The 23,712-nt window shown below is 70.1% G+C and carries 24 protein-coding genes; 4 read left to right on the forward strand and 20 right to left on the reverse strand.

All coding sequences use genetic code 11. The features are described 5' to 3' along the window. Nucleotide 1 precedes the first annotated feature (1 nt). From VFQ84_RS06915 to nirK, 8 genes are all read right to left on the reverse strand, one after another. Nucleotides 2-298: a hypothetical protein gene (locus VFQ84_RS06915; RefSeq protein ID WP_325130581.1), complete on the reverse strand. Its 297-nt coding sequence runs from the start codon at nt 296-298 to the stop codon at nt 2-4. Then, complete coding sequence (ccoP, locus tag VFQ84_RS06920; RefSeq protein ID WP_325130583.1) at nt 295-1,227, reverse strand: cytochrome-c oxidase, cbb3-type subunit III; 933 nt, start codon at nt 1,225-1,227, stop codon at nt 295-297. Before ccoP ends, VFQ84_RS06915 begins: the two co-directional genes overlap by 4 nt. Next, the gene (locus VFQ84_RS06925; RefSeq protein WP_325130585.1) at nt 1,224-1,367 is read right to left on the reverse strand and encodes a cbb3-type cytochrome c oxidase subunit 3; all 144 of its coding nucleotides are present in this window, start codon (nt 1,365-1,367) and stop codon (nt 1,224-1,226) included. Before VFQ84_RS06925 ends, ccoP begins: the two co-directional genes overlap by 4 nt. A gap of 5 nt (nt 1,368-1,372) precedes the next feature. Next, nucleotides 1,373-1,978 carry a cytochrome-c oxidase, cbb3-type subunit II gene (ccoO, locus tag VFQ84_RS06930; protein ID WP_325130587.1) on the reverse strand — a complete coding sequence of 202 codons (606 nt, stop codon included), beginning with the start codon at nt 1,976-1,978 and terminating at the stop codon, nt 1,373-1,375. Nucleotides 1,979-1,987: 9 nt separating this feature from the next. Then, nucleotides 1,988-3,433 (reverse strand): cytochrome-c oxidase, cbb3-type subunit I, encoded by a 1,446-nt coding sequence (gene ccoN, locus VFQ84_RS06935; protein WP_325130589.1) that lies wholly within the window; start codon nt 3,431-3,433, stop codon nt 1,988-1,990. A gap of 102 nt (nt 3,434-3,535) precedes the next feature. Beyond that, entirely contained in the window at nt 3,536-4,120 is a 585-nt protein-coding gene (locus VFQ84_RS06940) for an SCO family protein (protein ID WP_325130591.1), read from the reverse strand. Then, the gene (locus VFQ84_RS06945) at nt 4,117-4,920 is read right to left on the reverse strand and encodes a formylglycine-generating enzyme family protein (RefSeq protein WP_325130593.1); all 804 of its coding nucleotides are present in this window, start codon (nt 4,918-4,920) and stop codon (nt 4,117-4,119) included. Before VFQ84_RS06945 ends, VFQ84_RS06940 begins: the two co-directional genes overlap by 4 nt. A 1-nt stretch (nt 4,921) precedes the next feature. Next, on the reverse strand, nt 4,922-6,445 hold the full coding sequence (gene nirK, locus VFQ84_RS06950; RefSeq protein ID WP_325130595.1) for a copper-containing nitrite reductase: 1,524 nt from the start codon (nt 6,443-6,445) through the stop codon (nt 4,922-4,924). 241 nt (nt 6,446-6,686) lie between these two features. On the opposite strand from nirK, the gene VFQ84_RS06955 reads away from it, so the two are divergent. From VFQ84_RS06955 to fabB, 3 genes are all read left to right on the forward strand, one after another. Next, nucleotides 6,687-7,883, forward strand: a complete 1,197-nt coding sequence (locus VFQ84_RS06955) for an alginate export family protein (protein WP_325130596.1) — start codon at nt 6,687-6,689, stop codon at nt 7,881-7,883. 175 nt (nt 7,884-8,058) lie between these two features. Continuing rightward, nucleotides 8,059-8,574, forward strand: coding sequence for a 3-hydroxyacyl-[acyl-carrier-protein] dehydratase FabA (gene fabA, locus VFQ84_RS06960; RefSeq protein WP_325130599.1), 516 nt, complete (start codon nt 8,059-8,061; stop codon nt 8,572-8,574). A 2-nt stretch (nt 8,575-8,576) separates the two neighbouring features. Further along, a complete protein-coding gene (gene fabB, locus VFQ84_RS06965) occupies nt 8,577-9,791 on the forward strand; it encodes a beta-ketoacyl-ACP synthase I (protein ID WP_325130601.1) in 1,215 nt (404 codons plus the stop codon). A 12-nt stretch (nt 9,792-9,803) separates the two neighbouring features. Here fabB and VFQ84_RS06970 read toward each other — a convergent pair whose 3' ends face one another. The 11 genes from VFQ84_RS06970 to VFQ84_RS07020 all read right to left on the reverse strand — a co-directional run bounded on the left by VFQ84_RS06970 (nt 9,804) and on the right by VFQ84_RS07020 (nt 22,365). Further along, nucleotides 9,804-10,838, reverse strand: coding sequence for a PLP-dependent cysteine synthase family protein (locus VFQ84_RS06970; RefSeq protein WP_414637009.1), 1,035 nt, complete (start codon nt 10,836-10,838; stop codon nt 9,804-9,806). An 80-nt stretch (nt 10,839-10,918) separates the two neighbouring features. Then, complete coding sequence (locus VFQ84_RS06975; RefSeq protein WP_325130605.1) at nt 10,919-11,320, reverse strand: SirB2 family protein; 402 nt, start codon at nt 11,318-11,320, stop codon at nt 10,919-10,921. A gap of 10 nt (nt 11,321-11,330) precedes the next feature. Next, entirely contained in the window at nt 11,331-12,542 is a 1,212-nt protein-coding gene (locus VFQ84_RS06980; protein ID WP_325130607.1) for an NnrS family protein, read from the reverse strand. 251 nt (nt 12,543-12,793) lie between these two features. Continuing rightward, on the reverse strand, nt 12,794-15,073 hold the full coding sequence (locus VFQ84_RS06985) for a nitric-oxide reductase large subunit (protein ID WP_325130609.1): 2,280 nt from the start codon (nt 15,071-15,073) through the stop codon (nt 12,794-12,796). A 496-nt stretch (nt 15,074-15,569) separates the two neighbouring features. Beyond that, the gene (locus VFQ84_RS06990) at nt 15,570-16,325 is read right to left on the reverse strand and encodes a helix-turn-helix domain-containing protein (protein WP_325130611.1); all 756 of its coding nucleotides are present in this window, start codon (nt 16,323-16,325) and stop codon (nt 15,570-15,572) included. A 25-nt stretch (nt 16,326-16,350) separates the two neighbouring features. Then, nucleotides 16,351-17,745 (reverse strand): oxygen-independent coproporphyrinogen III oxidase, encoded by a 1,395-nt coding sequence (hemN, locus tag VFQ84_RS06995; protein WP_325130613.1) that lies wholly within the window; start codon nt 17,743-17,745, stop codon nt 16,351-16,353. Nucleotides 17,746-18,014: 269 nt separating this feature from the next. Then, complete coding sequence (locus VFQ84_RS07000; RefSeq protein ID WP_325130614.1) at nt 18,015-19,013, reverse strand: magnesium and cobalt transport protein CorA; 999 nt, start codon at nt 19,011-19,013, stop codon at nt 18,015-18,017. Between the two features lie 39 nt (nt 19,014-19,052). Then, a complete protein-coding gene (locus VFQ84_RS07005) occupies nt 19,053-20,369 on the reverse strand; it encodes a DUF4105 domain-containing protein (RefSeq protein WP_325130616.1) in 1,317 nt (438 codons plus the stop codon). Further along, nucleotides 20,356-21,204, reverse strand: coding sequence for an HlyC/CorC family transporter (locus VFQ84_RS07010; RefSeq protein ID WP_325130618.1), 849 nt, complete (start codon nt 21,202-21,204; stop codon nt 20,356-20,358). Before VFQ84_RS07010 ends, VFQ84_RS07005 begins: the two co-directional genes overlap by 14 nt. Nucleotides 21,205-21,343: 139 nt before the next feature. Beyond that, on the reverse strand, nt 21,344-21,805 hold the full coding sequence (locus VFQ84_RS07015) for a DUF393 domain-containing protein (RefSeq protein WP_325130620.1): 462 nt from the start codon (nt 21,803-21,805) through the stop codon (nt 21,344-21,346). After that, the gene (locus VFQ84_RS07020) at nt 21,802-22,365 is read right to left on the reverse strand and encodes a hypothetical protein (RefSeq protein WP_325130622.1); all 564 of its coding nucleotides are present in this window, start codon (nt 22,363-22,365) and stop codon (nt 21,802-21,804) included. Before VFQ84_RS07020 ends, VFQ84_RS07015 begins: the two co-directional genes overlap by 4 nt. Nucleotides 22,366-22,464: 99 nt before the next feature. Here VFQ84_RS07020 and VFQ84_RS07025 point away from each other — a divergent pair, with 99 nt between their 5' ends. After that, nucleotides 22,465-23,463: an NAD(P)H-binding protein gene (locus tag VFQ84_RS07025; RefSeq protein WP_325130624.1), complete on the forward strand. Its 999-nt coding sequence runs from the start codon at nt 22,465-22,467 to the stop codon at nt 23,461-23,463. A 31-nt stretch (nt 23,464-23,494) separates the two neighbouring features. On the opposite strand, the gene ybeY is transcribed toward VFQ84_RS07025, so the two are convergent. Further along, on the reverse strand, nt 23,495-23,712 hold a 218-nt coding region (gene ybeY, locus VFQ84_RS07030), incomplete at its 5' end, for an rRNA maturation RNase YbeY (RefSeq protein ID WP_325130627.1).

Here is a 23,712-nt window from a genome sequence, read left to right on the forward strand (position 1 = left end):
TTCAGTCCTTCGGCAGCGGGCGGTTGAAGCGGCTGGCCGGACGCAGCAGGATCCAGGTGAACAGGCTCGAGCTGGCCGTGCACGCCCAGAAGGTGAAGAAGCCGAGGGTGTAGCCCATGCCGCGGCTGATCTCCAGCCCCGGGAAGGTCAGGTCGCGCAGCTGCAGCGGGTCGACGAAGGCGAAGAACACCATCGTCGCCACGCCCGCGGCGAAGAAGCTCGGCCACAGGATCGCCCCGAGCCGCTGCGCCAGCGGCCGGGGCGGATGGTCGAAGCCGCGTTCGGCCTCGACCCTCATGGCGCCTGCGGCGGTTCGGCGGCCGCGGCGGCCTCGCCGTGCGACAGCGACCAGACGTAGGCGGCGGCCAGGCGGGTGCGGGTCTCGCCGATGATCGGCAGGTGCGCCGGCATCATGCCGTTGTGGCCCAGGGTGACGGCCTCGCGGATGGCGTTGAAGTCGCTGCCGTACAGCCAGGCGTCGTCGGTGAGATTGGGCGCGCCCAGGGCGGTATTGCCCTTGCCTTCGACCCCGTGGCAGGCCGCGCAGACGCCGGCGAACCGCGCCTTGCCGGCCGCGGCCAGGGCCGGGTCGGCCTTGATGCCCGACAGGCTCTGCACGTAGGCCGCGACCTCGGTGACGCCGACGTCGCCGCCGATGGCCGGGGCCAGGGCCGGCATCGCCGCCTGGCGGCCGTGCAGGATGGTGGTGAGGATATCGTCGGGCGAACCGCCCCACTGCCAGTCGGCGTCGGTGAGGTTGGGGAAGCCCTTGGCGCCGCGTGCGTCCGAACCGTGGCACATGGCGCAGTGGTTGGCGAACAGGCTGGCACCGAACGCGACCGCGGCCGGGTCCTTGGCGATCTGGTCGATCGCCATGCCGTCGAAGCGGCTGAAGGCATCCGCCAGCTTCTTGTCGGCCTCGGCCTTGTCGGCGTCGTGCTCGCCCGCCGAGGTCCAGCCCGAAGTGCCGGCGAAGTTGCCCATGCCCGGATACCAGATGAGGTAGCCGACCGAATAGATGATGGTCAGGTAGAACAGGTTGATCCACCACTTGGGCAGCGGCTTGTTGTACTCGGTGAGGTCACCGTCCCAGACGTGGCCGGTGGTTTCGGCGTCCTTGTTGCCGTCGGACTTGCGCTTGCGCGCCGTCCACCACAGCAGCCAGGTGGTGGCCACGATGTTCAGGACCACGAGGAAGATGACGTAGAGGGACCAGCCGGTCGTCATGGGGTGTTCTCGCTCTGGTCTTCATCAAGGGGAATGCGGGAGGCCGCATCGAATTCGGGCTTGCGCTTGGCGCTGTACACGTAGGCGGCGCCGCCGACGAAGGCGACCAGCGCGAGTACGGTGAGGATTCCTGAAAGCATGTCGGTCACCCCTTCGGTGCGTGCTTGCCCAGGCCCTGGAGGTAGGCGATGAGCGCATCGAGTTCGGTCTTGCCGGCGACCGCGGCGGCGGCGCCGTCGATCTCCTCGTCGGTATACGGGTCGCCGATGCGCTGCAGCGCGCGCATGTTGCGCGCCACCGCGCCCGGGTCCACCGGGGTCCCGGCCAGCCACGGGTAGGCGGGCATGTTCGACACCGGCACCACGTCGCGCGGATTGGTCAGGTGCACGCGGTGCCAGTCGTCGGAGTAGCGGCCGCCGATGCGGGCCAGGTCCGGGCCGGTGCGCTTGCTGCCCCACTGGAACGGGCGGTCGTACACCGACTCACCGGCCAGCGAGTAGTGGCCGTAGCGCTCGGTCTCGTGGCGCAGCGTGCGTACCATCTGCGAGTGGCAGTTGTAGCAGCCCTCGCGGACGTAGATGTCGCGGCCGGCCAGCTCCAGCGGCGGATAGGGCTTGACGCCCGGCAGCGGCTTCACCGTCTCGGCCTGGTACATCAGCGGGACGATCTCGGCCAGGCCGCCGAAGGAAATGACGACGGCGATCAGGATCGCCATCCAGCCAATGTTGGTCTCGAGTTTCTCGTGGCTCATGTCGGGTCCTCAGGCGTGGCTGGCTTCGGGGGCGGCGGGCAGCACCGGGGCGGCCACCAGGCCCTTGGCCTGCTGGAACGTGCGCCACATGTTCACCGCCATCATCACCATGCCGGCCACCACCAGCACGCCGCCGATGAAGCGGATCATGTAGTAGGGGTAGTTGAACTTGACGATCTCGACGAAGGCGTAGGTCAGCGTGCCGTCGGCGTTGGAGGCGCGCGCCATCAGGCCCTGGCCGATGCCGGCGATCCACATCGAGGCCGCGTACAGCACCACGCCGATCGTGTGCACCCAGAAGTGCAGGTCGATGAGCTTGACCGAGGCCATTTCCTTCAGGCCCAGGCAGCGCGGGATCACCATGTAGATCGAGCCGATCGAGATCATGGCCACCCAGCCCAGCGCGCCGGAGTGCACGTGGCCGATGGTCCAGTCGGTGTAGTGGCTGAGCGCGTTGACGGTCTTGATCGACATCATCGGCCCTTCGAACGTGCTCATCATGTAGAACGAGATGGCGACGATCAGGAACTTGATGATCGGATCGGTGCGCAGCTTGTGCCAGGCGCCCGAGAGCGTCATCACGCCGTTGATGGCGCCGCCCCAGCTGGGGGCCAGCAGGATCAGCGAGAACACCATGCCCACGCTCTGCACCCAGTCGGGCAGGGCGGTGTAGTGCAGGTGGTGCGGGCCGGCCCACATGTAGATGGCGATCAGCGCCCAGAAGTGCACGATCGAGAGCCGGTAGCTGTAGATCGGGCGGCCGGCGCGGCGCGGCACGAAGTAATACATCATTCCGAGGAAGCCGGCGGTCAGGAAGAAACCGACGGCGTTGTGGCCGTACCACCACTGCACCATCGCATCGACCGCGCCCGAATAGAGCGGGTAGCTGTGCATCAGGCCGGCGGGGATGGCCAGCGAGTTGACGATGTGCAGCAGCGCCACCGCGATGATGAACGCGCCGTAGAACCAGTTGGCCACGAAGATGTGGCTCACCCGGCGCTTGGCGATGGTGCCGAAGAAGACGATGCCGTAGGCGACCCAGACCAGGGTGATCAGGATGTCGATCGGCCAGGCCAGCTCGGCGTACTCCTTGCCCTGGGTGTAGCCCAGCGGCAGCGAGATGGCCGCGGCCAGGATCACCGCCTGCCAGCCCCAGAACGTGAACGCCGCCAGCTTGTCGCTGATCAGCCGGACGTGGCAGGTGCGCTGGACCACGTAGAGGCTGGTCGACATCAGCGCGCAGCCGCCGAAGGCGAAGATCACGGCGTTGGTGTGCAGGGGCCGCAGGCGGCCGAAGCTCAGCCAGGCGGTGTCGAAGTTGAGCGAGGGCCAGTAGAGCTGGGCGGCGATCAGCACGCCGACCGTCATGCCCACCAGGCCCCAGACGACCGTCATCACTGCGAATTGCATGACGACCTTGTCGTTGTAGGTTTCCACCTTGTTGTCCAGCGTCATCGGATCATCCCCGGGTTCGTTACGTGATTATCCCCAGCACGGCCAGACCCCGGCTTGACCGAGGTCAATTCACCGGGGGTGCCGTGCCCTGGCAAGGCGGCCTCAGCCCGCCGGTGCCGCCAGCGCCGCCTTCACGGCCGCCAGGAACGCCGGATCGGGCACGGACCCCAGCGTTTCGGTGCGGGCCAGCACCCGGCCTTGTGCGTCCAGCAGCACCAGGGCGCTGGAGTGGTTGAACTCGCCGTCGGCCAGGGCGCGGTAGCGGATCCCCAGCAGGGCGGCCACCCGGCGCACGCCGGCGGCCTCGGTGCGGGCCAGGGTCCAGCGGGCCGGGTCGAGCTTGCGCTTGGCCGCCACCGAGGCCAGCGCCGCGGTGTCGTCCCGGGTGGGGTCCAGGCTGACGAGCAGGATGCCGAGGCGGCTGCGTTCGGCGGGCGACAGCGCGTGCTCGACGCCCTTGGCGCTGTCCACGATCAGCGGGCAGATGTAGCGGCAGGAGGTGTAGAACATCGCCACCACCTGGGGCTTGCCGCGGCGGTCGGCCAGCACGAACGGCTGGCCGGCCTGGTCGCTGAAGGCATCCTCGAGCAGGTAGATCGAATCGTCGGGCAGGGCGGCCGGGGCCGCGGCGGCGAGGCCGGGCAGCAGCAGGCAGGCCAGTAAGAGGGCGTGGATCAGGCGGTTCATGGCTTGGCTCCGGGCAGGTCGCGGGCGCAGCGGAAGCCCAGGTTGCGGGTGGTGTCGTCGCCCGCCAGCGCGGACAGCATGGCCACCCGCATCAGCACCGCGTAGTTCTCGCGGTCGTCCATGCTCAGTGCGCCGGCACCGCAGAAGCGCAGGGCATCCGGGTCGCCCTGTTCGCGGTTGTCGGCCGAGACCAGCATGGCCGAGTGGTCCTCCACCCATTCCCAGACCACGCCGTGCAGGTCCTGCACGCCGTGGACGTCGGGCGTGGTCTGGCCCACCGCCGGCAGTGGCCGGCCGGACGGCACCGAATACCAGGCCAGGATGCGCTCGCGCCAGGCCGGGTCGCTGCGGGCGTCGGCGCGGGTTTCGTCGGCGGCCGCGGCGTATTCCCACTCCGACCACGTGGGCAGGCGGGCGTCGATGGCTTCGCAGTAGGCCTGGGCGGCGAACCAGCTGACCATCACCACCGGCTGGTCCGGCGCCGCGTCCGGGCCCAGCGTGGTGGGGCCGGCCCAGTGCTCGAGGTAGCGGGCCTCGGCGAACACCACCGGGGCCTTGCCGCGCTGCCAGCGCGGATGCTGCTTCACGAAGGCGAGGTAGTCGGCATTGGTCACCGGCCGCTGCTGCAGGGCGAAGCCCGGCAGCACGACCTTGCCGCCGGTGTCCTCGTAGCGCAGCGCCGAGGCGAACTCACCGCCGGGCAGGGTGCGCCAGGGATTCGCGGTGCCCGCGGCGGCGGCAGCGGCGCAGGCGCCGATGCCGATGCCGAGCAGGGCCGCGGCGAGCAGGCCGGGGCGCATGTCAGTGCGCCGCGCCTTCGCCGCGCTCGGTGCTGGCGCGCACCTTGGCCACGTCCTCCTTGCTCACGCGGCCGCCCGGATTACCCCAGCTGTTGAGCGCGTAGGTGAGGATGTTGGCGATCTCGTCGTCGGTCAGCTGGCTCATCGGCGGCATCACCGAGTTGTAGTCCTGGCCACTGACCTTGATCGGCCCGGACAGGCCGTTGAGCACGATGCCGGCCAGGTCGGCGTGCGGACGCGTCAGCCAGTCGGACTGCGCCAGCGGCGGGAACACGCCCGGCAGGCCCTTGCCGTCCGGCTGGTGGCAGGTGGAGCAGGTGCCTGCGAACAACGCCTGGCCCGCCTTCACCTGGTCCTCGAGGGTGAGCGTGCCGGCGGCCTTGGCCGCGGCCGCGGCCGCGACCGGCGCCATGCTGCCGGCCTTGTCGCCCAGGTAGGTCTCGTCGACCTCCTTGCCCGAGTAGATCTCGCGGTTCTCCTCGCCATCCACCTTCAGGATCGCCAGCGCGCCCTTGTTGAAGGCGCGGAACAGCGAGTGGTCGACCAGGACGTAGCTGCCCGGTACTTCCAGGTGGAACTCGGCCATGGCGGCGCCGCCGGCCGGGATCAGCGTGGTCTGCACGTTCTCCTGGAAGCGGGTGCCGCCCTCGAACCAGACCTTGTCGAAGATCTCGCCGATCACGTGGAAGCTCGAGATCAGGTTCGGGCCGCCGTTGCCGACGTACATGCGCACGCTCTCGCCGACCTTGGCCTTGAGCGCGTTGTCGCCGGTGAGCGCGCCTTCCGAGCCGTTGAACAGCACGTAGGTCGCGTTCTCGTCGATGGCGCGCTGCATGTCGAACGGCGCGTGGCCCTTCTCGCGGTACTTGGTGGTGGTGTAGAAGTCGCCCTGCATCACGTAGTACTCCTTGTCCACCGCCGGCAGCCCTTCGGGCGGCTCGACCAGGATCAGGCCGTACATGCCGTTGGCCACGTGCATGCCCACCGGCGCGGTGGCGCAGTGGTAGACGTAGAGCCCGGCGTTGAGCGCCTTGAAGGTGAACTGCGAGCTGTGGCCCGGCGCGGTGAACGTGGACGCCGCGCCGCCGCCCGGCCCGGTCACGCCGTGCAGGTCGATGTTGTGCGGCATCTTGGAATCGGGGTGGTTGTTGAGGTGGAACTCCACCGTGTCGCCCTGGCGCACGCGGATGAAGCTGCCGGGCACCGTGCCGCCGAAGGTCCAGAAGGTGTAGGTCACGCCTTCGGAGATTTCCATGTCGACCTCGCGCACCTCGAGGTTGACCACGACCTTGGCCGGGTAGTCGCGGCCCGTGGCCGGCGGGACCAGCGGCGGGCTGGTCAGCACGGCATCGATCGGCTCACCCTGCGGCGGTCCGAAGTCGCCCTTGCGCGAGCCGCCCGTGTCAGCGGCGTCGGCGCTGGCCGTGGCCTTGCCGCGGGCGTCGAGGTTGGCGTTGGGATTGTCGCGGCAGCCCGGCAGCACCAGCAGGGCGGCGATCGAGAGGGCGAGCAGGTGGCGTTTCATCATGCGTCTCCGGACAGGGTTTCATTGATTCCACTGGGAGGCAGTGTTGGCGAACCTGGAGCGGTCCTCCCTGACGCAGGTCAAGTCAGGAGGACGGGACCGAGTCTGTACCCCTGTGACGGCAATGTGAACCCCGAAGGATTCGCAGGGAGGACGTTTCGCTTGACCTGCCTCAGGGCGCGCGCCGTGCGCGCGCGCCAGCATGGCCAGGACCCGACCCGGGCCATCCACGGACCGTGCCATGACGCATCGACATGCCATCCTTCTCTTCCTGGGCCTGCTGCCGCTGCCCGCCGCGCGGCCCGCGGCGGCCGCCGACGGCTGGACCGCCCACCTTCGTTACCGCCACGAGTCCGTCGACGACGAAGCGTTCGCGCGCGATGCCGCCGCCGACACCGTGCGCCTGCGGCTGGGCTGGAGCCATGCGCTCGCGCCGGGCTTCAGCACCGGCTTCGAGCTCGAGGGCGTGGCGGCGCTCGGCGATCGCTTCAACTCCGGCGCCAACGGCGAGACGGCGTACCCGTGGGTGCCCGACGCGCGCGCGCTCGAACTCAACCAGGCCTGGCTGCGCTGGCGCGGCGAGCGCGGCGGCGCCACGCTCGGCCGGCAGCGCATCACGCTCGACGACCAGCGCTTCGTCGGCAACGTCGGCTGGCGCCAGAACGAGCAGACGTTCGACGCCTTCTCGGCCGACGCCACGCTGCGCGACGGCCTGGTGCTGCGCTACGCCTGGCTCGACCGCGCGCACCGCGTGTTCGGCGACGAAGCCCGCGACCCGCTCGCCCGCGAGCGCCGCCTCGATACCCACCTGCTCAACCTGGCCTGGCAGCGCGGCGGCGGCCGCCTCACCGGCTACGGCTACTGGCATGACGACAAGGACGTCGCCACCGCGTCGACCCGCACCCTGGGCCTGCGCTGGACGGGCGCACGGACGTGGGGCGGCGCGGACTTCGGCTGGACGCTCGAAGCCGCCAGGCAGCGCGACCACGCGGGCAATCCAAACGCCACCGACGTCGGCTACGTCCTGGTCGAACCGTCCCTCGCCGCACGCGGCCTGACCTGGACGCTGGGGTGGGAGCAACTGGGCGGCGACGGGGCGCGAGCCTTCCAGACGCCGCTGGCCACGCTGCACGCGTTCAACGGTTGGGCCGACAAGTTCCTGGTCACGCCGGCCGCAGGCCTCGATGATCGCCATGCGGCCGTTTCGGGCAAGTTCGGGCGGGGCAGGCTCGATGACAGGCTGGCGTGGACGGTGGCGTACCACGACTTCCGCGCGGATCGGGGCGGCCTCGCCTACGGTCGGGAGTGGGACGCCTCGATGGCCTTTCCGCTGCCGGCCGGGTTCACCGGCCTGTTGAAGTTCGCCGACTATCGTAGCGACGGCTTCGCCCGCGACACCCGCAAGCTCTGGCTGCAGGTGGAGCGCGCCTGGCCTTGAGCCCGATGCGCGGAGGCGTGCATCGCTGGCGCTTGTTCTCCGTCGGTAGCGGGCGTGGCGCATGGAATGATGTTCCCGACGCTACGCCTGCGTACGGAATGCAGTGCGTCAATACTGGCGCGAACGGAGCACCTCGCACGGCAGAATGCGTTTTTTACGCAGTGCGAAACCCTCCATGACGCAAGCTTCCTCCTACGACCGCGAGCAGCTGCTGGCCTGCGCGCGCGGCGAGATGTTCGGCCCCGGCAACGCGCGCCTGCCGGCCGACCCGATGCTGATGTTCGACCGCATCACCGAGATCCGTGCCGACGGCGGCGCCAACGGCAAGGGCCTGATCCGCGCCGAGCTCGACATCCGTCCCGACCTCTGGTTCTTCGCCTGTCATTTCGAGGGCGACCCGGTGATGCCGGGCTGCCTGGGCCTGGATGCGCTCTGGCAGCTCGCGGGCTTCTACCTGCCGTGGCTGGGTGAACCGGGGCGCGGCCGCGCGCTGGGCGTCGGCCAGGTGAAGTTCACCGGGCAGGTGCTGCCCACTGCGAAGCTCGTCGCCTACGAGATCGACATCCGCCGGGTCGTGCGCGGGAAGCTCGCACTGGTGATCGCCGACGGCCGCATGCGGGTCGATGGCCGCGAAATCTACACGGCGAAGGATCTGCGCGTCGGCCTGTTCACCTCCACGGAGGGCTTCTGAGCATGCGCCGCATCGCCATCACCGGCATGGGCATCGTGTCCTGCCTGGGCAATGACCTGGCCACGGTCACCGCCGCCCTGCGCGAAGGACGTCCCGGCATCCGCCTGCTCGACGACGCGGTGGCCATGGGCCTGCGCAGCCACGTCGGCGGCCGCCCCGAACTCGATGTCGAAGCCGCCATCGACCGCAAGCTGCGCCGCTTCATGGGCGACGCCGCGGCCTATGCCTACGTCGCCATGCAGTCGGCCATCGCCGATGCCGGCCTCGACGAGGCCCAGGTGCGCAGCCCGCGCACCGGCCTGGTCGCCGGCTCGGGCGGTGGTTCGGCGCAATGGCAGGTCGAAGCGGCCGACCTGCTGCGCAACCGCGGCGTGCGCAAGGTCGGGCCCTACATGGTGCCCAAGACGATGACCTCGACCGTGTCGGCCAATCTGGCCACCGGCTTCGGCATTCGCGGCGCCAGCTACTCGCTGGGCGCGGCCTGCGCGACTTCGGCGCACTGCATCGGCGCGGCCGCCGACATGATCCTCGCCGGCCGCCAGGACATCATGTTCGCCGGCGGCGGCGAAGAGCTGCACTGGGGCCTGAGCCTGCAGTTCGACGGCATGGGCGCGCTGTCCACCGGCTTCAACGACCGGCCGGCACAGGCCTCGCGTCCCTACGATGCCGACCGCGACGGCTTCGTCATCGCCGGGGGGGCCGGCATGCTGGTGCTCGAGGACTACGATCGCGCCGTGGCCCGCGGCGCGCGCATCCACGCCGAACTGCTGGGCTATGGCATCAGCTCCGACGGCGCCGACATGGTCGCGCCTTCGGGCGAGGGCGCGGTGCGCTGCATGCAGATGGCGCTGGCCGGCGTGGACGCGCCGATCGATTACCTCAACACCCACGGCACCTCGACGCCGCTGGGCGACGTGGTGGAGCTGGAGGCCGTGCGCGCCGTGTTCGGCGATGCCGTGCCGCCGCTGTCTTCGACCAAAGGCCTGTCCGGGCACTCGCTGGGCGCCGCCAGCGTGCACGAGGCGATCTACTGCCTGCAGATGATGCGCGAGGGCTTCATGGCCGGCTCGGTGAACATCGATCGGCTCGATCCCCGGGTCGAGGGCTTCCCGATCGTGCGCGAATCCCGCGACGCGCGCCTGGACACCGTGATGTCGAACAGCTTTGGCTTCGGCGGCACCAATGCGACCCTGGTGTTCGGTCGCCCGCGCGGCTGACGGGGCCGCTGCCTACGCGTTTTCCAGCGCGTCCAGGGCCGTCCGCCCGGCCGCGAGCGCGATGCCATGGCCGGCCAGCCAGTCGCGATTGAACAGCGTCTCGTCGTAGCGGTCGCCGCGGTCGCACAGCAGGCTGACGATGCTGCCGCTGCGGCCGGCGTCGCGCAGTTCGCGCGCCAGCCGCAGGCAGGCGACGAAGTTGGTGCCCGAACTGCCGCCGTAGCGGCGCCCGACCAGGGACTCCAGCCGCCACGCCGCCGCGATCGACGCGATGTCGTCCACTTCCTCCACCCGGTCCACCACGTCGAACAGGAAGCCCGGCTCCACCCGCGGGCGGCCGATGCCTTCGATCAGCGTCGTGCGGCTGGCCAGGTCCTGCGGATCGCGGCTGCGCCAGCCGGTGGCGAAGGCCCCGCCGGTGGGTTCCGCGACGCAGACCTGCGTGTCCAGTCGCCGGTAGCGAAGATAGCGGCCGAGCGTGGCGGACGTGCCGCCGGTGCCCGCGCCGCAGACGATCCAGGCCGGGACGGGATCCGGCTCGCTGGCCATCTGGGCGAGGATGGATTCGGCGATGTTGTTGTTGCCGCGCCAGTCGGTGGCGCGTTCGGCCAGGCCGAACTGGTCGAGGTAGCACAGGCCTTCGCGATGGGCCCGTTCGCGCGCCACCGCGCTGGCGTCCACGCCCTTGGGCAGGAGCACGCAGTCGGCGCCCAGCGCGCGGATCAGCCGCACCTTGCCCGGCGCCGTGCAGTCGGGCATCACCGCGGTGAAGCGCAGCCCCAGCAGCCGCGCGAACCAGGCCTCCGAGATTGCCGTGCTGCCGGAGGACGCATCGATGGCGCCCTGGCCTTCGCCCAGCCGGCCATTGCACAGCGCGTACAGATAGAGCGAGCGCGCCAGCCGGTGCTTGAGGCTGCCGGTCGGATGGGCCGCCTCGTCCTTGAAGTAGAAGCGGATGCCGGGGAAGGCCGGCAGGTCCACGCGCAGCAAGTGGGTGTCGGCCGAACGCGCCGCTTCGCGCGCCAGCTCGGCCAGCGCGCCGTGCAGCCAGCGGCGGTCGGGCGCGGCCGTCGGGCGGCCGGGGCCCTCGTCGCCGGCGGACGGGCGCCGCGCGGTCTCCCGGGGGATCACGACGCCAGCCCCTGCAGGAGGCCCAGCGGATGGTGCGCCCGCGCCACGAAGTACATGAAGCCGAAGGTCGCCAGCGCCGCGACGAAGAAGAAGGCCCGCGCGCGCCGGGTGCGTGCGCGCTTGAGCGCCAGGCTGCCCAGCACCACGTACACCAGCAGCAGCGCCAGCTTCACCGACAGCCACGGGACCACGAAGGGATTGAGCTTGAGCGCGGTGAGCAACATCAGTGCCGCCGTCAGCAGCACGGTGTCGATGGTGTAGCTCAGGTAGCGCAGCGGCGCCGCCATCGCCCAGCGCACGCCGGCCAGTACCAGCGCGCCGCGCAGCGCGAACAGTCCGCCGCTGGCCAGCACCGCGGCGATGTGCACGAGCTTGATCTGCAGGTAGAAGGCAATCATGGGCCCGCCCTCAGCCCGGCCGGCCGTCGATGCGCGGCGTGGCGTAGATCCACAGCGAGCGCAGCACCCAGGGCAGGAAGACCAGCAGCCAGCCCAGGCTGGCGGCCAGGAACCAGGGCGCCGGATTCGCCGCCAGTTCGGCGCCGACGCGCAGGACCGCGACGCCCTGCATGCCCGCGAAAGCGAGGGCGGGAATCCGTCCGAGCACCAGCGGCCGCCCCGAGTGGCCTTGGGTCACCCGGGTCACCATCGCCACCAGCAGGCTGCCGAAGAAACCCACCGAGACCGCATGCACCGGCGCGCGCCCCAGCGTGAACTCGCCGGTGCCCAGGAACCAGAGGCTTTGCGCGGAATACAGCGCCAAGGCCACCGGCAGCCAGGCATAGCCTAAGAACAGCACCCGCAGCAGCGCCGGCGCCTTGCCGCGCGGCCACCACTTCCAAAGCGTCAGCGCGGCGAGCGCCAGCAGCGGCAGGTCCACCAGCCACAACCACGGATAGAGATGGGCCAGCTCCAGCGCCAGGTGGCCCAGCCACAGCGGCCAGCTCACCGCCAGCAGCCACATCGGCCGCCACGGCACGTAGCCGGCGACCACGTTGCCGGCGAAGAAGGGGAACATCCGGTGCGCCACCGTCGCGTAGACCGGCACCAGCAGCCCGAAGGTGCCGATCTTGAGCATCGCGAAGACCAGTCGCGGCTCGCCCGGCACGTGCAGGTAGGCCACGAAGGCCAGCAGCCCCGCCAGCCCCATCAGCAGCCCGCCGAAACAAGAGATCGCGTGCCAGTTGCCGCTGCGGTCGCGCGCCAGCCAGCCGCCCAGCACGACCATCGCGGCGATCCAGCCGGCCAGCGTGTTGACCACGCCCAGGTGCACCAGCATCGCCGAGCCGGTGACCAGCCCCGCCAGCACCAGCGCCTGGCCCGCCACCAGCCCGAGCCCGACCGGCAGGTAGTGCCACCGGCTGGCCTCGGTCTGCGCCATCCAGCGCGGGAACACCGTGAGCAGGAAGCCAAAGATGAAGGTCGGCAGCACCTGGTACTGCATCACGAAGGCGTGCATCCACCCGGCCGGCACGCTGGGCGAAGACAGCCACCCGCCCAGCCACCCGGACCACCATCCCATCGCCGCCAGCACGTTCGCCGCGCCAATGAAGAAGAGCAGCCGATGCGGCGCCGCCGCCAGCACGGAAAGATCAAGACCATGAGAACGCTTCGTATCCATGCCGCCATGCTGCCAACGCCCGTGGCACCTCGCCTTGACCCAAGTCAGCCACCCCGCACGCTATTCCGCGCCACACGGCACCACAGCCCACGCCACCCCCAACCCAGGCAAGGGCCAAGGCCCACCTGATCCATCCCAGCCATTCGCCCTATCCGTGTTTATCTGCTGCTGATCCGTGTTTATCCGTGTCAAAAAAAAGGAGGGCCGCCGAAGCGACCCTCCCCAATTACGCAACCAACGATCGCCAGCAATCAGCGCGAGGTCGCGGCAACGACCTCGCCCACCGCCGCCTTGCGCGGCGCGATCCAGAGCCGCGCCACGAACCAGGCGATCGACACGGCGCCGACGCTGAAGATCGTGTCGCCCGGGACACGCATCCAGACCAGCATCTCGATGATCGGCTGCTGCATGAAGTCGGCCGAACGCGCGAACCAGTAGCCGTGCTCGATCGCGGCGCCCAACTGCAGGATGCCGATCGGCAACAGGGTGAACAGCGCCATCCCCACCAGGCCGATGTTGAGCGCCCAGAAGCCGGTGCGCAGCGGCGCCTCCGGCCAGATCGCGTCCGGCTTCAGGCCGCGCAGGCAGAACAGCATCAGGCCGATGCCCAGCATCCCGTACACGCCGAACAGCGCCGTGTGGCCATGCAGCGGGGTCAGGTTCAGGCCCTGCATGTAGTACAGCGGCAGCGGCGGGTTGATCAGGAAGCCGAACAGGCCGGCGCCCACCAGGTTCCAGAACGCGACCGCCACGAAGAACAGGATAGGCCACTTGTAGCGCTGCATCCATGGCGTGGCCTGGCCCAGCTTGAACGTGTGGTAGGCCTCGAAGCCGACGTAGGCCAGCGGCACCACCTCCAGCGCCGAGAACGCCGCCCCCAGCGCGATCACCGCCACCGGCGTGCCGGTGAAGTACAGGTGGTGCAGGGTGCCCAGCACGCCGCCGGCCATGAACACGATGGTCGCGAACAGCACCGCCACCGTGGCCGTGCTGTTCTTGATCAGGCCCAGCTTGGTGAACAGGAAGGCGATGACCGCGGTGGCGAACACTTCGAAGAAGCCCTCGACCCACAGGTGCACCACCCACCAGCGCCAGTACTCGACCATCGACAGGTGCGTGTGCTCGCCCCACATCAGGCCGGCGCCGTAGAACAGGCCGATGGCGACGGTGGAGAGGAAGAGCAGGGTGGTGATCGACTTCGATTCACCGCCGGCGCGGATGGCCGGCACCAGGCAGCGGCCGACCAGGGTCAGCCACAGGCCCAGGCCGATGAACAGGAACCACTGCCAGAAGCGGCCGATGTCCACGTATTCCCAGCCCTGGTGGCCGAACCAGAAGTTCCTGGCCAGGCCGAGCTTCTGCATCACCGCGAACCACTGGCCGGCGAATGCGCCGACCACGATGATGATCAGGCAGACCCAGAGCACGTGCACGCCCAGCGCCTGGAACTTCGGCTCGTGCCCGGAAATCGCCGGTCCGATGTACAGGCCCATGCCCAGCCACGCGGTCGCGATCCACAGCACCGCCAGCTGCGTGTGCCAGCTCCGCGACAGGGAATAGGGCAGGTACTCGGCCAGCGCGAAGCCGTAGGCTTCCTGGCCTTCGACCTGGTAGTGCGCGGTCATCGCGCCCAGCAGGATCTGCACCAGGAACAGCGCCATCACCACCCAGAAGTACTTGGCCGTGGCCTTCATCGACGGCGTCACCACCACCTTGGCCAGCGGGTCGGTGGCAGGCAGCTGCAGCGGCGCTTCGTCCTTGCCGTGGCTCACGGCGTAATGCCAGCCCAGCAGGGCGATGCCGGCGATCAGGAACAGCACGCTGAACACGGTCCACATGAACAGGTTCGCCGGCGGCACGTTGCCCACCAGCGGCTCATGCGGCCAGTTGTTGGTGTACGTGATGTCCTTGCCCGGGCGCTGGGTCACGGCCGACCAGGCCGTCCACCAGTAGAACGCCGTCATCGCGCGCCGGTGCCCGGCGTCGGCGACGGTGTTGTCCTTCATCGCGTAGTTCTCGCGCAGCACCGCGGTGGCCGGGTCGTTGCCGAACAGGCTCTGGTAGTGCGCGGACACATTGCTGATGGCCAAGGCGCGGTCGTCGTCGATCACCACCGACTTCGTGGCCGCGTCATAGGTGTTGGCGCGCATCATTTCGGTCAGTCGGGCGGTCAGCGCGGCCTGCTCGGCCTTGCCCAGCGCCTCGAAGCCGGCCACGGCGTAATCCCGGCGGGCCCATTGGTCGAGGAGGTCGACCGCTTCGCGGTGCAGCCAGTCGGCGGTCCAGTCGGGGGCGACATAGCTGCCGTGGCCCCACACGGAGCCGAGCTGTTGGCCGCCGGTGGTCTGCCAGACCTGGCGGCCGGTCTCGATGTCGGCGCGGGTGAAGACGACCTGCCCACTTCGGGTGACCACTTGTTCGGGCACGGGGGGCATCTCGCGGTGGATCTCGCCGCCGACCCATAGCAGGACGGCAAACGAGACGGCGAGCAGGGTCGCGAGTGCGATCCATAGCTTGCGGGTACTGCTCATGACGGATCTCCGTTTCAAGTCCCCGCCATGGTCATGCCGCCCGCACGTGCCCGTCCCTGACCCAGGTCAAGCGCGTGCGCCTGGCGCACGAACGGCCTTACACCGTTGCCTCGCGGCAGCGCCGCCGCCCACACAGAGGGTTCTTTGGCCCGACTAGGAAGCGTCGTCCTGACCACCTATGTCGGCCGTTCCGGCCTCCTGCCTCCACTGCCAAAGAACCCTCTGTGCGTGCGACGTCGCCCCGGATGTCACGGGTACACCTCGGCCGAGAGCCCTTGATCTGGCGCTTGATCTTGATCCGGTGTGCAACAGGCGGTGGTAGCGCCGTCCTGCGACGACATAGTTCGACGAAGTGGAGGCAGGAAGCCGTAACGGCCGCCCTTCGATGGACAGGACGTCGTGTCGAAGGGCGGGCGGCGAACTATGTCGTTGCAGGACGGCGCTGCCGTGAGGCCCCGGAGCAAGGCCCTTCGTGCGCAGGGCGCACGGGCCTTGGTCAGTGCCGGAGAACGTGCAGGGCGAGGGCTTCGAGGCGGGCGGGGTCGAGGATCTCGAGCTCGCGGCGTTCGACCTGGATCAGCTTTTCTTCCTGCAGGCGCTTCAGGACACGGCTGACCGTCTCGGGCGCCAGGCGCAGGTAGTTGGCAATGTCGGTGCGCGTCATCGTCAGGTGCAGGCGCGTGGGCGAGAAGCCCCGGCGCGCGTAGCGGCGCGACAGCGCCACCAGGAAGGCCGCCATGCGCTCATCGGCACTGAAGTCGCCCGCCAGCAGCGACGCCTTGCCGATGTCCTCGCTCAGCAGCTTGAACAGCTGCGCCTGCAGGCCCGGCATCCGCGTCGCCAGCACCGCCATCTTCGGGAACGAGAACCGGCACAGCATCACCGTGTCCAGCGCCACCGCATTGCAGGGATAGCGCGCCTGGCTGATCGCACTCAGCCCGATGATCTCGCCGGGCAGGTGGAAGCCCAGCACCTGCTCGTGGCCGGAGGCATCGAGCACGTAGGTCTTGACCGTGCCGGCGCGCACCGCGGCGATGGCGTTGAACTCCTCGCCCTCCCGGAAGATGTGCTCGCCCTCGTGGAACGGACCGATGTGCTCGACCAGCACGTGCAGGTCCATCAGGTCGGACTTGCCGTAGCCCTGCGACAGGCAGGCGTCGGAGAACGCGCAGGTGCTGCAGAAGCGCAGCTCGTCGCCGTCGTCCGCGGCGGCGGGCGAGGGCAGGACGCGCCGGCGGGCGGTCGGGCTCACGGGCGGCTCCCGGCGGCGGGGGCGGTCAGATCGCTTTCGAGAAGCGGGCGGGTTCGGCCTGGGCCTGGTGCAGGTAGCGGTCGAAGCATGCCGCGATGATACGCACCAGCAGGCGCCCGCGCTCGGTGGCCCGCAGGCGGCCGGCCTCGACCACCACCAGACCGTCGGCCTCCAGCGGGGCCAGCCGGGCCAGGTCCTCGGCGAAGTACTCGTGGAAGTCGATCTCGTGGCGCAGCGCCAGCGGCGCGAACTCGACCACGCCGTGGCACATCAGCTGCTGGATCAGGTCGGCCCGCAGCACGTCGTCGGCGTCCAGGGCCATGCCGCGCCAGGTCGGCAGCCGGCCCTCGTCGATGGCGATCTCCCAGGACGGCAGGTCGCGCGGGTTCTGGCTGTAGGTGTCGCCCACGTGGCTGATGGCGCTAACGCCCAGGCCGATCAGGTCGCAGTCGGCGTGGGTGGTGTAGCCCATGAAATTGCGGTGCAGCTTGCCCAGGCCCTGGGCCTGGCTCAGGTCGTCGCTGGGCAGGGCGAAGTGGTCCATGCCGATGTAGCGGTAGCCGGCCGCCGACAGCATCTCGATCGAGAGCTGCAGCAGGCCCAGCTTGTCTTCGGCGCTGGGCAGCTGGCTTTCGTCGATGCGCTGCTGCGGGCGGAACAGCTGCGGCATGTGCGCGTAGCTGTAGACCGCCAGGCGGTCGGGCCGGGCGGCGATCACGGTGTCGAGCGTGCGCTCGAAGCCCTCGCGGGTCTGCAGCGGCAGGCCGTAGATCAGGTCCACGTTCACCGAGCGGAAGCCGCTGCGGCGGCAATTGCGGATCACGGCGTTGGTCTCTTCGACCGACTGGATGCGGTTCACCGCCGCCTGCACGGCCGGGTCGAAGTCCTGCACGCCCAGGCTGGCGCGGTTGAAGCCGAGCTCGGCCAGGGCCTCGATGTCGCCGGGCTTGATCACCCGCGGGTCGATCTCGATCGAGAAGTCGCGGGCCGGGCTCTGGCTGAAGTGGAAGTGCCGGCCGAGCGTGTCGAGCAGCTCGCCGATCTGGCGCGGCGTCAGGAAGTTCGGGGTGCCGCCGCCCAGGTGAAGCTGCATGACGTCGCGGTCGCGGTCGAACATCGGGCCCAGCATCGCGGCTTCGCGGACCAGGCGGTCGAGGTAGGGCTCGGCGCGGCTGAAGTCGCGGGTGATGATGCGGTTGCAGCCGCAGTAGAAGCAGGGGCTGAAGCAGAACGGCACGTGCACGTAAAGCGACAGCCGGCGCGGGATCGGGTCCTCGTTGCTTTTCTGGGCCGCGCGCCGGAACTCGGCTTCGCCGAAGCCGGTGTTGAACTGCGGCGCGGTCGGGTAGGAGGTGTAGCGCGGCCCGGGCTTGTCGTAGCGGCGCAGCAGCTCGGCGTCGAAGGGTGGCATGGCGGTCATGGCAGGCAGGTTAGGCGCGCCCCGCGCCCCGCGCCTTGACCCGCGTCAAGCCCGATGCCCTCCGGATCCGCTTGCTTCCTGGACCTTGGCGCCGGGCTCGTTCCCGGCGATCGCCCGCCGCACGAGGGGTCTCTTTCCCGGGACATCGAAAACACGGACGTTTTCGATGTCCCGGGAAAGGACCCTCGCGTACGGCGGACCTTCGCGACAGGCGGGCCCGGCGCCAAAGAATCAAAAGATTCGCGCCTGAAGGCGCTCCTACAGGGGGGTCAGATCCATTTGGCGCGGCGGAGGAGGATGAACAGGCCGCCGACGATGGCGGCGGTCGCGCCGACCAGGATCGCGTAGCTGTAGCGGCCGCCGACCTCGGGCATGTGGGTGAAGTTCATGCCGTACCAGCTGGCGATCAGGGTGGGCGCCGCCAGCAGGCCGGCCCAGCCGGCCAGGCGTTTGACCACTTCGCCCTGGGCCACGGTGACCAGGGCCAGGTTCACCGACATCGCCGCTGTCAGCATCTCGCGCAGGGTGTCGGTGGCGTCGTTGACCCGCAGCGTGTGGTCGAACACGTCGCGGAAATAGAGCCGCATTTCCTCGCCGACCATCTGCGTGTGCACGCGGGTGAGCTGGCCGGTGATGTCCTGCATCGGCGCCACCGCCAGCCGCAGCGTGGTCAGCTCGCGCTTGAGCTCGTAGAGCTTGCGCACGGTGTCGCGGCTGAAATTCTCGGCGAAGATGTCCTGTTCCAGCGCATTGAGCTGGGTGCGGAACTCATCGACGATCGGCAGGTAGTTGTCGACGATGAAGTCCAGCACCGCGTAGAGGCCGTAGGTCGGCCCCAGCGCCAACAGCTCCGGCTCCCGCTCGCAGCGGGCGCGCACGGTGGCGTAGGACAGCGAGGTGCCGTGCCGCACCGTCACCAGGTAGCGTGCGCCGACGAAGACGTGGGTCTCGCCGAACGACACCTGGCCCTCGAGTGCCTGGGCGGTGTGCACGGCGATGAACAGCGAGTTGCCGTAGGCCTCGATCTTGGGCCGCTGGTGCGCGTGGTGGGCGTCCTCGACGGCCAGGTCGTGCAGGTCGAACTCCTCCTGCAGCTTGTCCAGCAGGGCTTCCTCGGGCTCGTACAGGCCGACCCAGACGAAGCTGCCGTCGTCGACCGCCAGCACGTCGCTGATCTCGTCCAGCGGCAGGTCGCGGCGGCTGCCGTCGCGGCCGTAGCGGACGCAGTTGACGACACAGTCGGGTGAAACGGCGAAGGCAGTGTCCATGCCGGCATCATCGGCCGCGCGGCCGGTGCCGGCAAGCGGTCAGCGGCCGGGATCGAGCCGGCGCAGCAGGGCCCAGTGCAGCGGCAGCAGCAGCAACACCCACTCGACGTTTTCCTGCGGCCGGAACGGCATGAACTTCAGGAAGCCGGCCAGCGCGGCGCAGGCAACCACGATCCACAGCAGCCAGCGGAAACGCACCGAGGGCTCGCGGCCGCGCAGGCGGGCCCAGCCGCCGGGCAGCAGCAGCAGGCACAGCGGGCTGAGCAGCAGCAGGTTCTCGTTGCCATGGCCGGCGACGTGGGCGCTGCCGAACCAGATGAACAGCATCACCAGGCCCGCCAGTCCGGCGACGGTCCAGAAGCCCAATGCGAGGCCCGCCAGCGTGCGCGGCGCCCGGCGGCCCAGCCAGAGCGCGACCAACGCCAGGCCCAGGCCAGTGAACAGGGCGGGGATGCGCAGGCGCGGCGCCTCGGCCGGCGGCTGCCCGATGCGGTGCTCGATCAGTGTCTCTTCGGACCGCACCAGCGGCCGGCCGTCGGCCAGGCGCACTTCGCGCAGCGCGTCGCGCAGGCGCATCGGGATGAAGGACTCTTCCCAGCGCGACAGCGGCCGGTCGGCGTAATCGGCCAGGCCGAGGTGGAAGCCGATGGCCATCCACGGCGCCGGCGTCGCCAGCCGCACCGATTCGCTGCGGTAGGTGTTGCCCTGCGAGCGCCCGGTCAGCTGGGTCCGGAGCGCGCCGCCCAGGGCCTGGTCCAGCGCGTCACGGACCTGGGTGGAGCAGTTGCTGGTGAAGTAGTCGTAGCGGTAGCGGGCGCCGTCGCCGCTGGCGCGCTCGGCCAGCGACCGGGCCAGCGCGCGGGCCTGGGCGGGATCCAGGTCGAGCCACTGCAGGCTGGCGCCGCGGCCCAGGGCGCGGTAGCGGGCCATGTCCTGGTCCAGCGGCAGCGCCACCAGCCAGTAGCGCATCTGGCCGTGGATGAAGTTGCCCACGAAGTTCGGCTCGTCCAGGTCGAAATAGCCGAAGTTGTACGAGATTCGCCGGCCGGTGGCCGGGTCGTCGACCACGATGGCGTTGTGGCCGAAGCGTTCGAAGAAGATCTCGCCGGGGGCCATGGTGACCACGCCGATGCGCGGTGCGGTGGCGTCCGCGGACGCCGCGGCCCCGGCGGTGCCGGAGGCCGCTACCGCATCGTCGGGATCGGCCGGGCCGGCTACGTCGGCCGCGGGTCCGGTCGCCGCCATGGCCGGCGGCGGGGCGTCGTCCGGCGCCTGCCGGGCCGCGGCCGGCGCGAGCAGCGCCGTCAGCAGCCAGAGCACCAGGGTCGCGGCGAGGCGCCAGTCAGTCCGGGCCATGCACGCTGAGCACGAAGGTGTGGACCCGACGCTGGTCGGCGCGGCCGACGCGGAAGTGGAAGCGGCCCAGGGACAGCTCCTCGCCGGCTTCGGGCAGGTGGCCGATGGCCGAGGTGACCAGGCCGCCGATGGTGTCGTACTCGTCGTCGTCGAAGTCGGCGCCGAACTGTTCGTTGAAGTCGGCGATCGGGGTCAGCGCATCGACCAGGAACTGGCCGTCGGCCTGGGCGGCGATGAGCTTGGCCTCGTCGGCGTCGTCGTGCTCGTCGTCGATCTCGCCGACGATCTGCTCCAGCACGTCCTCGATGGTGACCAGGCCGGCGACGCCGCCGTGCTCGTCGACCACGATGGCCATGTGGTTGCGCGACAGCCGGAACTCCTTGAGCAGCACGTTCAGGCGCTTGGATTCGGGGATCAGCACGGCTGGGCGCAGCAGCTCGCGGACGCTGGCGGGGCCGCCGTCGGAGACCATGCCGCGCAGCAGGTCCTTGGCCAGCAGGATGCCCAGGATCTCGTCGCGGTCCTCGCCGTGGACCGGGAAGCGGGAGTGGCCGGACTCGACCACCAGCTTCATCAGGTCCAGGAACTTGGCGTCCAGGGGCAGGGACACCATCTGGGAGCGCGGGACCATGATGTCGCCGACCTGCTGCTCGGACACCGACAGGGCGCCCTCGAGCATCTTCAGGGTGTCGGCGCCCAGCAGGCCGTTGGCGCGGGCATCGCGCAGGATCTCGACCAGGTCGTCGAGGGTCTGGGGTTCGCCGGAAAAGGCCAGGCTCAGGCGTTCAAGCCAGGAGCGGCGTTCCGGCGGGCTACTAGGGGAATCTTCGGACATTTCCGTGGAATGGGCGCCCGGAGGCGGTCGCCGGAGTGTATCAAAAGCGGTACCGGGTTCATTTTCATCCGCGATGAGACAGGCCGGCGCGTGGGCGCTTGCCAGTCTCATCGCGGATGAAAATGAACCCGGTACCGTTTTATGGCAGGTCGCAGCGGCCGGTGGCGCAGGCGCCGGCACGGGCCTGGGCCCGGGCGGCGGCGCGGCGGACCAGCCAGCCGTAGGCGCGGTTGAGCCGCAGCCAGGACAGCGGCTGGCGCAGGCGGGCGATCCAGGGGTAGAGCCGGGTCCAGACCGGGCGCAGGCGCGGGTGGGCCCACAGGCGGGCCATGCCGTGCAGGCCGGCGGCCGAATAGGCCAGCTCGAACACGTCGACGCCAATGAACCAGCGGCCGGCGGCATCGCGGGCGTGGATCAGGCGCATCAGCTCGGACCGGGGGATGCCGGCGGCGGCCAGGTCGGGGTCGGTGAAGCCGGGCGCCGAGGCGTCGACCAGGGCCAGGCGCTGGCCGGCGTCGTGGTCCTTGAGGGCGTGCATTTCCTCCCGGCACAGGGGGCAGGAGGCGTCGTAGTAGATGCGCAGGGGCCAGGTGGCGGTCACGGTTTGCTTCCTTCGCGGATCAGTTTCTGGATGCGGCTTCCGAGCTTCATCACCTTCATCAGGGTGGCGGGCTCGAGCCGGAGCATTTCCTCGCCCCAGGACGACAGGGCCGTCATCAAGGCCAGCGTTTCCTGCACGCGCTTGCGGGCGTCGGCGTCCTCGGCGGGGAAATCCGGGTCGCTGGTGAGTTCGCGCAGCAGCTCCACGGTGGGGTCGAACTCGCGCGCCTTGCGTTCCCGCACGACGGTACGGAACAGGTCCCATACGTCGCGTGAAGTCTCGAAGTGGTCGCGCCGTTCGCCCACCAGGTGGGAGACCCGCACCAGCTTGAAGTTGATCAGTTCGCGAAGGCTGTTGCTGACGTTCGAACGGGCCACCCGTAGCACCGAGGCGATGGTTTCGGCGTCCATCGGCCGGCCGGCCAGGAACAGCAAGGCGTGCACCTGGGCGACCGTGCGGTTCACCCCCCAGCGCGAGCCCATCTCGCCCCAGTGCAGGACGAAGCGACGGCTGATCGGGGTCAGCGGATCGACGGCGTAGTCGGCGGAATCTTCTGTCATGGCGGCGGTGGCGACGGGCGGGCGGAGGGCTTGTGGTCAGGCTAGTCCCGGCATATATTTCTGTCAAGACAGAAAAGACTGTCAAAAAAGAGGTGTCGCATGGCAGCCCTCCGCCCTCCCGCCCAACCCGTCCCACCGGCCCTGCGCGTCCTGGTGCTGGGCGGCGGCGGCTTCATCGGCCGGCACGCCGTGGCGGCCCTGCTGGCGCAGGGCGCCGCGGTCCAGGTCGGCAGCCGGCATCCGGAGCGCCTGGACCGGCGGCTGCCGGTGGCGGCCCAGGCCTGCCCGCGGCGCCGGGTCCGCTTCGAGCGGCTGCTGGAGGCGCAGGACTGGGCCCCGCTGCTGGACGAGGTCGACGTGGTCCTGAACTGCGTCGGCATCCTGCGCGAGCGCGGCCGCGAGACCTACCAGCGCGTCCACCACGAGGCCCCGGCCGCCCTGGCCGAGGCCTGCCGTCGCGCCGGGCGGCGGCTGGTGCACGTCTCGGCGCTGGGCCTGCAGGCGCCGATGCGCAGCGGCTTCCTGCGTTCGAAGGCCGACGGCGAGGCGGCCCTGCGCGGCAGCGGCGCGGACTGCTGCATCGTCCGCCCGTCCTTGCTGGATGCCGAAGTCGGCGGCTACGGCGCCGCGTGGATCCGCCGCGTTGCCCGCTGGCCGGTGCACGTACTGCCGGCCGACGCCCGCGGACTGATCGCGGCGCTGGATGTCCGCGACCTGGGCCAGGCCCTCGCCGCGCTGGCCCACCGGCCGCGCCTGGCCACGCCGGCGGGACCGGGCGAGTTCGAGCTGGGCGGCGATACCGCGCTCGCGCTGGGGGACTACCTGGCCGCGATGCGCCGCCGGCGGGCCGCTCGCCCGGCCTGGCGCATCGTCGTTCCCGGCCTGCTGGCGCGCCTGGCCAGCCATGCCTGCGACCTGCTGCACCTCACGCCGTTCTCGTTCGGCCACTGGGAGCTGCTGCGGCGCGACAACGTGCCGGCCGCCAACGCCTTGCCGGGCCTGCTGGGCCGCGCGCCCCGCAGAGTGGTGGACGACCGGCCGCCGGCGGCCCTTGGCCTGCCGCCGGGCAGGCAGCGCCTGACCGGCGAGGTCGATTGAACCGGGTGCGGCGCCCGCCGCCGGTCCCGGCTCAGTAAGGGTCGGGCAGGCCGAGGGTGGCCAGGATCTCACGCTCGATCTGCTCCATCGCCTCGGCCTCGCGCTCGTCCTCGTGGTCGAGGCCCAGCAGGTGCAGCACGCCGTGGATGGTGAGGTGGGCGTAGTGGGCGTTCAGGGGCTTGCCCTGCTCCAGCGCTTCCTTGGCCACCACCGGCGCGCAGATCACCAGGTCGCCCAGCAGGGGCAGGG

The sequence above is a fragment of the Arenimonas sp. genome (assembly GCF_035721105.1).
GTDB lineage: Bacteria > Pseudomonadota > Gammaproteobacteria > Xanthomonadales > Xanthomonadaceae > Arenimonas.